General features: G+C 58.9%; 1 protein-coding gene. It reads right to left on the bottom strand.

The features are described from left to right. Positions 1 to 194 (bottom strand): helix-turn-helix domain-containing protein (locus J9892_RS22420; protein ID WP_210539057.1); only part of this gene is annotated, 194 nt, incomplete at its 3' end. Positions 195 to 299 lie beyond the last annotated feature (105 nt).

Raw genomic sequence — 299 nt, 5'->3', positions numbered from 1 at the left:
GCCCGTCGGTGGGTGGCGTGCTGATGCGCATTGTCTGGCTGGTAGCCCTGCGGCCCGGCGTTACGACGCAGCTCCCGGTAGAGGGTGGAGCGATGAACGCCAATGGCGCGTGCGGTGGCAAGGATGGACATCCCCTGTGCGCGAAGCACCGATAACTGGTATCGTTGCCCCTCGGTCAACTGCTGATAGCTCATGGTGATACTGCTTTTACTTTGGCGAGCAGAAGGGTACCACCAATCAGCAGTTGGCCACCTCTCGCCATTCATCCATGAGTGTCGCACTTATTATCTGAATTCCCG

Source organism: Aeromonas sp. Prich7-2 (assembly GCF_017939255.1).
GTDB classification, from domain to species: domain Bacteria; phylum Pseudomonadota; class Gammaproteobacteria; order Enterobacterales; family Aeromonadaceae; genus Aeromonas; species Aeromonas caviae.
Note: the sequence above shows the minus strand (reverse complement) of the source record. Positions and strands in the feature narration are given on the sequence as shown.